Source organism: Kitasatospora sp. NRRL B-11411, from assembly GCF_000721345.1.
In the GTDB taxonomy this organism is placed as follows: Bacteria; Actinomycetota; Actinomycetes; order Streptomycetales; family Streptomycetaceae; genus Kitasatospora; species Kitasatospora cineracea.
Window position 1 is genome coordinate 1 of the sequence record NZ_JOGH01000199.1, and the last position, 7,137, is coordinate 7,137.

A 7,137-nucleotide genomic window follows, 5' to 3' on the forward strand; every position below is an offset into this window, starting at 1 on the left:
TCTCCAACGTACTGGGGTGGGTGGGGGTGGTCATCACCCACATGGGTGCATGGGTGGGGATGCCTGGTTCGAGTGTCGGTCAGGTGAGCGAGGACGAGGGTGAGGGTGCGGGTGGGCGGCGGAGCCCGGGGGTGGCGGCTCCGATCAGGGCGACGGCGGCGACGCAGAGCAGGCCGCCGCTGATCAGGGCGGTGGTGCCGGAGGTGGCGGAGGCGACCAGGCCGCCGCGGAGGTTGCCGAGGTCGGGTCCGGCCCGGCCGACGATCTGTTCGGCTGCGCCGACCCGTCCCAACAGGGCGTCCGGGGTGTGGAGTTGGACGACGGTGCCGCGGGCGACCACGGAGACGGTGTCCGCCGCGCCGGCCAGCGCGAGCAGTCCGAGCCCCGGCCAGGGGCCGGAGACCATACCGAACAGGGCCAGTGCGACGCCCCAGGTGGCCGCGGCGCCCAACATCACCAGGGCCTGGTTCGGCCGGCGGGTGAACACCCCCGACAGGACGGACGCGGCGACGCCGCCCGCCGCGATCGCGGTCAGGAACAGCCCGAGGGTGCGCGGCCCGCCGTCGAACCGTTCCGCGTTGACCAGCGGGAACAGGCTGATCGGCATGGACAGCACGGTGGTGGCCAGGTCCGCGAGCAGGGCGGCGCGGACCACCGGCGTCCGGGCCAGGAAGGCCAGGCCGTCCCGTACGTCGCGCAGCCCCGGGCGGGCGGGGGCGGTCGGGGCGGGCCCGGTGGAGGGGGCGGGTCCGGCGTCCGGGCGCATTCGGGGGAGGCGGGAGGCGGCGTACAGGGCGGCCGCGAAGCTCAGTGCGTCGGCCAGGTAGCAGCCGCCGAGGCCCGCCCCGGCGATCAGCAGGCCGCCCAGGGCGGGGCCGAGCAGCATTGCGCCCTGGAAGGCGACGCGGTTGAGGGCCAGGCCGGCCGCCAACTGCCCGGCGGGCAGCAGACGCGGGAGGAACGTCCGGGCGGCCGGGCCGACCACCGCGACGAAGACGGACTGCCCCGCCACCAGGGCGATCACCCCGGCGGCCGGGAGGTGGCCCAGCAGCGCCTGGGCCGCGAGCAGCAGCGCGCACCCGGCCTGCCCGGCGGTGGCCAGCAGGTAGAGCGCCCGCCGGTCCGAACGGTCGACCAGCGCCCCCGCGAACAGCCCCAGCACCAGCAGTGGAACGGCCTGCGCCAGGCCCACGGCGCCGGTCCACACCGTGCTGCGGGTCTGCTCCCAGACCTGGAACATGACGGCCACCGTTGCCAGTTGGCTGCCGAAGCCGGAGACCGTCCCGCCGATCCACAGCCGCCGGAACGCGGGCGACTCGCGCAGCGGGGCGACGTCGAGGAGCAGCCGGCCGCCGGTCATCGCCACCGCGGGTCCTCGGCCAGTTTCCCGACGATCCGGTCGTGGAAGCTCCGGCGGGCCAGCGCCCGTTCGATGTCCTCGACCACCTGGCTGAGCGGGTAAGGGAGTTCGGCCTCCAGCTCGGCGAGCGCGGCCTCGGTGGCCTCCCACTCGGCGACCAGCCTACCGACCACCGCCCGCGCCTTCGCGGTCAGCGCCACCTTCTTGCTCCGGGCGTCCTCCCCCGGCGCGGTCTCCACCCATCCGGCCCGCCGCATCGCGGCCACCTTCTGGCTGAGCGCCGAGTGGGTGTGCTGCACGGACTCGGCCAGTTCGGTGATGGTCATCGGCCCGCGCGCGTGCAGCCGGAGCAGCTCCAGCACGAAACTCGGCCGCAGCCCCTCGACCGGCGCTTCGGCGTAGACCCGGCCGATCTCCTCGTCCATCGACGCCTGGAGCAGGCGGAGCGGCCGCCAGCGGCTCAGCTCGGAGGGGTCGGCGGGGCGGGCGCGGGACGGGACTTCGGCCGGGGAATCGGCTGGGGAATCGGCCGCGGGATCGGCTGGGGGATCGGCTGGGGGCTCGGTCGGTTCGGGCATGGGAGAGATTGTAACAGTGCTTGTATAAGTGCTGTTGCATATTCTCGGCCGGTGGGCGCGGGGCGGCGGTTCGAGGGGCCAGGGGCCAGGGTCCAGAGGTCAGGAGGCGGTGGGCGGGGCCGGTTCGCCGGGGAGCGGGGTGCCGGTGCGGACCAGGGTGGTGCGCAGGGACGGGGCGACGCGGGTGCCGGGCGGGGCGGGGAGGGGCCGGTCCGGGGTCAGGTCCTGCCAGGGGGCGGAGTCGGGGCCGGGGCCGGGGTAGCGGTAGCGGGCGCCGATGTCGGTGGCCAGGACGGTGACGGTGCCGTCGCGGAAGGAGAGGACCAGCGGGGTGCTGTCGACCGAGAGGGAGAGCGGGAAGGAACTGCCCTCCTCGACGGAGAACTGGGCCGAGCAGAACCGTTCGGTGACGGCCTTGAAGTGGGCGACGGCCGGCCGGGGGCCGGTGGGGGTCAGCCGGGTGCGGTGCTCGGTGCAGACGATGTCCAGGCCCTCGATGCTGGGCAGCGGCGGCGGTTCGAAAGCGGGTGCGTAGCGGGTGCAACCCTCGGTCGGGCAGCGCCAGTTGCGTTGCAGGAGGTAGCCGAAGTCGGCGAAGGCGGGGCGCGGGGTGGCGGGGGGCTGCGGCTGCAGGCGGACGGTCCCGTCGGCTTCGGGGTGCGGGACGAGCCGGGTCACCCACAGGCTCAGCGGGTGTCCGGAGGGGAGGGGGACCGGCGAGATCACCGGGACGTCGAGGATCGTGGCGAGTTCGAGCAGGCGGTCGCCGTGCGGTTCGGCGGTCTCGATCAGGTCGTTGTCGATCCAGTCGCGGACGGCGGCCAGGTCCGGCCCGCGCAGCGCGTCCAGGACGGCCGGGTCGACGACCGCGTGCAGGCCGGTGGCCGGGTCCCCGCGGTGGGTGATCAGGGCCTGGAGGATCGCGTAGACCTGTTCCACCAGGTCGGCCGGGCCGGTGCGGATCAGTCCGAAGAGGTCGAGCAGCGCGTCGGCGGCGCCCGGAGCGGTGGTGAACGCGGCCTGGACGCGGTCGAGTTGGGTCGGGTGCGGGGTGGAGTGCGGGGCGCCGAGCCGGTCCAGTGCGGCGGTGGCCACGGCTGGCCACCAGCGGCTCCCGGAGGTCAGGGCGAGGTCCAGGGCGAGGCGGTAGGCGTCGGCGGCCCGGGCCCGGTCGGTGGGTTCGAGGCGCTGGCCGCCGTCGACGGCGTCGCAGATCAGCGACTCGTCGCGGCCGGGCCGGAGTTGGACCGCGCCCGGGGTCGGGGTGGCGAAGGGGTCGACCAGCAGGACGCGGACCCCGCTGCGGGTGAGGGCATGCAGGAACTCGTCGTCGTGGAACGGGACTCCGGCCGACGGCTGGCGGGAGGTGAGGACCAGCAGCAGGCGGGAGCCGCGCTCCGTCAGGTGCGCCAGGACGGCCTCCCGACCGAAGTGCCGGAGCCCCAGCTGTTCGCGGAGTTCCTCCCAGTTCTGCTCGGGGTCCCGGCCCTGGATGGTGACGAGGGTCGACTCGATGCCGTCGGTCAGCGGGCCGAGGCAGCGCAGGGCCGTGGGCAGCGGCAGCCGGGTGGTGTTGTAGAACTCGCGCGGGGCGGTGTCGTGCGGGTCGCCGGTGAGCCAGGACACCAACGCGTCCAGCAGGTGGGCGGGTTCGGGCCTCGGGGCCTCGGCGGGCCGGGCCTCGGGGGTGAAGAACGGCAGCAGGTCCTGGGTGGCGTCGGCCGGGACGAGGTCGCCGACGTGCAGGTGCTCCAGCAGGTCGGGTCCGGTGGCGGGCGGGGCGGCGGCGCCGGTGGCGAGTGCGGTGAGCCAGTCGGCCAGGCGCTGCGGGAAGTACGGGCCGGGGAGGGAGCCGCGGACCAGCAGGGTGAGAGCCGGGCTCCCCGGCGGCGGGGCGGAGGGGCCGGTGCGCAGCGGGTGCTGGTCGACGATCAGGAGCAGGCGGCCGAGGCGGCCGAAGGCGCGGCGGAACTCCTCCAGTGCGACGCGGCGGACCTGGCGGCGGCGGGTGGCGGAGAGGCCGTCGGGGAGCAGGAGTTCGGCCTGCTGGCCGAAGGCCGCCATGGAGTGGCCGGCCAGGTAGACCGTCACCAGGTCGTCGGGGCCGAGGTCGACCTGCTCCGCCCAGGCGCGCAGCAGGTCCACGGCGCTCCGGTCGCCGGTGCTCCGGTCGCTGGTCGGTCCGGTTGGTCCGGTCGGTCGGTCGCCGGGCAACTCGGCCTGCCGGTAACCGAGTCGGCCGAACGCGGTGGCGAGCCGGGCGGCGCCCGCGAACAGGCCGGTGGCGTCCGGCTCGCCCTCGCCGGGGACGGCGACGCCGACGACGGGGAGGAAGAAGCGGCGACCCGGCACCGTGGCGGGGACAGCGGGGGCGGCGGGGTCGGCGGGCGCGGCGGTGTGGGCCCAGGGGCGGGCGGCGGCGGGGAGGGTGAGCGGGCCGTCCGGGTCCGGGAAGACTGCGGTGAAACGGGAGTGCAGGGCGGCGGCGTGGGTGGCGAGGTGCTCGGAGACGGTGTCCACGACCTGCTGGGCCTCGTCGCGGCGCAGGGTGGCGAGCAGGCGCTCCCGGACGCCGGGGGCGAACTCGTAGGCGCGGCCCAGGGGTTCGGCGGACGGGTCGTCCGGGACGGCGTGCAGCAGGCCGCTGAAGACGATCTCGGCGAGGTCGGCGGGCGGGCTGTCCGGCAGCAGCGCGGACTGCACCAGCCGCATCACGCCGAAGTTCAGCGGCACGGCGGACAGCAGGGCGGCGAGCCGGAACACCCGGGGCTGGGACTGGGTCAGGAAGGAGTCGAAGTCGCCGGTGGGGAGCGGGAGTTGACCAGAGTCGAGGGATTCGTCCCACCCGAGCGGGTCGGACGGGTCGGACCGGTCGGACGGGTCGGGCAGGTCGGGCAGGTCGGAAGGCTTGGGGAGGCGGTCGGGGGTGAGCAGGACGGCGGGCGCGTCGTAGGCGGACGGTCCGGCGGTGGCGCGGGCCCACGGGGCGAGCCACTCGGGGGTGAGGCCGAGGACGGGGACGGCCAGGGTGCCGGGCGGCTGCGGCGGCGGGAGGAGCGCGTACGGGGCGAAGCGGGGGCTCGGGTCGGCGGGGGCGGCGGTGCGGAAGCGGCCGGGTTCGGGGGCCAACGCGGTCTGCGACCAGAGGTGTTCGGGGAGGGTCTGCAGGACGGCGGTCGGTCCGGCCTGGGCCCAGCGGCGCAGGGCGGCGCGCAGGCGGGGCCCGGCCCAGTCGGGGTGGACGCCGTCGGTCAGGACGAAGGTGGCGGTGCGTCCGGTCGGCGGCGCGGCGGTGTCGTCGTCCGGGGCGTCGGGGCCGGTGAGGCGGTGCAGCCGGACGTCCCGGAAGATCCCGGAATCGGCCAGCAGGGTGGACAGTTCGCGGGCCAGTGGCTCCCACAGCACCGCGCTGTCGCCGTGCGCGTCGACGATCAGCCGGGCGCCGAGCCAGCGGTCGACGGCGGGCACCAGGACCGGCCACCAGCGCGGGTCGCGGGCCAGGCGTTCGGCGGTGGCCTCCTCGTCCAGCGCGGTGCGGTCGGTGGACGGCACGCCGCGCTTCAACGGGCGCAGCGCGCGGGCGAGTTCGCGGCGGCGGGGGAGGACGCGGTCGGTGCCGACCCGGACCGGCGAGGCGGGCAGCGGCGGGGCGTCCGCGGCGGGGGCCGGGCCGGGCAGGTGCAGCGGGCGGCGGCGGGTGGGGTCCGAACTTCGCTGCGGGGGAAGGGCGTTGGGATCCCGGGCGGGGGCGGGGTGGTGGACTCCGGTCGGGCGGTGGAGTTTGACCGACGACCGGTCGGTCTCGGCGAGGCGGCGCGGCGTGCCGCCGCCCATCCGCTCGCGCAGCCAGAGCAGGTCGGCGAGTTCGCGTCCGGTCGGGGCGGGACCGTCCGCGCCGCTGAGGTCGGCGAGCAGCGCGGCCAGCCGGCGGACGGCGTCCCGCTGCGGTTCGGCGTTCTGCTGCGAGGCGGTGCTTCGCTGCGGGGCGGTGTCCTGGTGGGTGCCGGTGTCCTGTCGCGGGGCGGTGTCCTGGTGGGGGGTGGTGCCCCGGTGGGGTGGGGCGTCCCGTTCCGGGTCGGGGGCGCTGTTCACGGCCGGCCGGGCGCGGTGTCGTTGAGGTGCTGCATGACCAGGTCGAGCAGGCGTTCCCGGTCCGGGGCGGTGGAGCCGGTGGAGGGGGCCAACAGGTAGACAGCGTTCAGGAGTTGGTCGGTGGCCAGTTCGCCGGTCGCGGCCCGGGCGAGGAACGCCCCGACGGCGGCCTCGGCGGCCGCGCCCGCGCCCGGCAGGTGGGCCTCGACGATCGCCCGCAGCCGCTCGCCGTCCTGGTGCACCGACGGCAGGTGCAGCCGGATGCAGCGGCGCAGGAACGCGGGCGGGAACTCCCGTTCGCCGTTGCTGGTCAGGATCACGAACGGGAACGCCCGGCACTGCACCGCCCCGCGGGTCACCCGCACGGGCGCCCCGCCGTCGTGCGGGCGCACCGCGACGGTCGGCTGCTGGTCGGCGGCCCGGGTCAGCTCGGGGATCTCGAAACCGCCCTCCTCGAACACGTCGAGCAGGTCGTTGGGCAGGTCCAGGTCGCCCTTGTCGATCTCGTCGACCAGCAGCACCCGGGGCAGCGCGTACGGGGCGAGCGCGGTGCCGAGCGGGCCGAGGCTGACGTACCGCCCGAGGTCGGTGGCGGCGGCGGCCGCCCCGGCCGGGGCGTCGGACTGGTGGCGGGCCAGGCCGGCGTCCTCCAGCCGGCCCAGCGAGTCGTACCGGTACAGACCGTCGCGGAGCGTGGTGCGGCTGTTGACGGACCAGCGCAGCACCGGGCCCAGCCGCAGTTCGCGGGCCACCGCGTCGGCCAGGGTCGACTTGCCGACCCCCGGATCGCCGCTGACCAGCAGCGGACGGCGCAGGTACAGCGCGGTGTTGACGGCGTCGATGGTGCGCTCGTCGGCCCGGTACGCGGCCCGGTGGGGCAGGCGGCGGCGGCCGCCGCCGACCGCGTCGCGGTCCACGGTGGCCAGGGTGCCGTCCGGGCCGCCGTCGAACTCCCGCCAGGGCGGCGGGGGCGGCAGGTCGGCGATCCGGTCGTGGGGTTCGTCCACGCCCTGGTAGATGCGCCAGAGGGTCATCGCGGGAGTCCTTCCGTGGCGGGGGCCGGGGCGGGGATGGGGACCGGGGAGGGGGCGGCGGTCGGGGTGGGGA

4 protein-coding genes are annotated in these 7,137 nt (G+C 76.3%); all 4 read right to left on the reverse strand.

Annotated elements, in window-relative coordinates:
• Positions 1 to 79: 79 nt before the first annotated feature.
• The 4 genes from IH44_RS0138265 to IH44_RS0138280 all read right to left on the reverse strand — a co-directional run bounded on the left by IH44_RS0138265 (position 80) and on the right by IH44_RS0138280 (position 7,064).
• Positions 80 to 1,360: an MFS transporter gene (locus IH44_RS0138265; RefSeq protein WP_030464468.1), complete on the reverse strand. Its 1,281-nt coding sequence runs from the start codon at positions 1,358 to 1,360 to the stop codon at positions 80 to 82.
• Positions 1,357 to 1,938: a MarR family winged helix-turn-helix transcriptional regulator gene (locus IH44_RS0138270; protein WP_369795049.1), complete on the reverse strand. Its 582-nt coding sequence runs from the start codon at positions 1,936 to 1,938 to the stop codon at positions 1,357 to 1,359. The genes IH44_RS0138265 and IH44_RS0138270 overlap by 4 nt, the downstream gene beginning before the upstream one ends.
• A gap of 99 nt (positions 1,939 to 2,037) precedes the next feature.
• Positions 2,038 to 6,030, reverse strand: a complete 3,993-nt coding sequence (locus tag IH44_RS43475; protein WP_030464470.1) for an SAV_2336 N-terminal domain-related protein — start codon at positions 6,028 to 6,030, stop codon at positions 2,038 to 2,040.
• On the reverse strand, positions 6,027 to 7,064 hold the full coding sequence (locus tag IH44_RS0138280; RefSeq protein ID WP_030464471.1) for a MoxR family ATPase: 1,038 nt from the start codon (positions 7,062 to 7,064) through the stop codon (positions 6,027 to 6,029). The genes IH44_RS43475 and IH44_RS0138280 overlap by 4 nt, the downstream gene beginning before the upstream one ends.
• Positions 7,065 to 7,137 lie beyond the last annotated feature (73 nt).

Bases quoted from the DNA above. Each gene is read 5' to 3' on its own strand.
- IH44_RS0138265 (WP_030464468.1), bottom strand. From the start codon at position 1,360: ATGACCGGCGGCCGGCTGCTCCTCGACGTCGCCCCGCTGCGCGAGTCG.
- IH44_RS0138270 (WP_369795049.1), bottom strand. From the start codon at position 1,938: ATGCCCGAACCGACCGAGCCCCCAGCCGATCCCCCAGCCGATCCCGCG.
- IH44_RS0138280 (WP_030464471.1), bottom strand. From the start codon at position 7,064: ATGACCCTCTGGCGCATCTACCAGGGCGTGGACGAACCCCACGACCGG.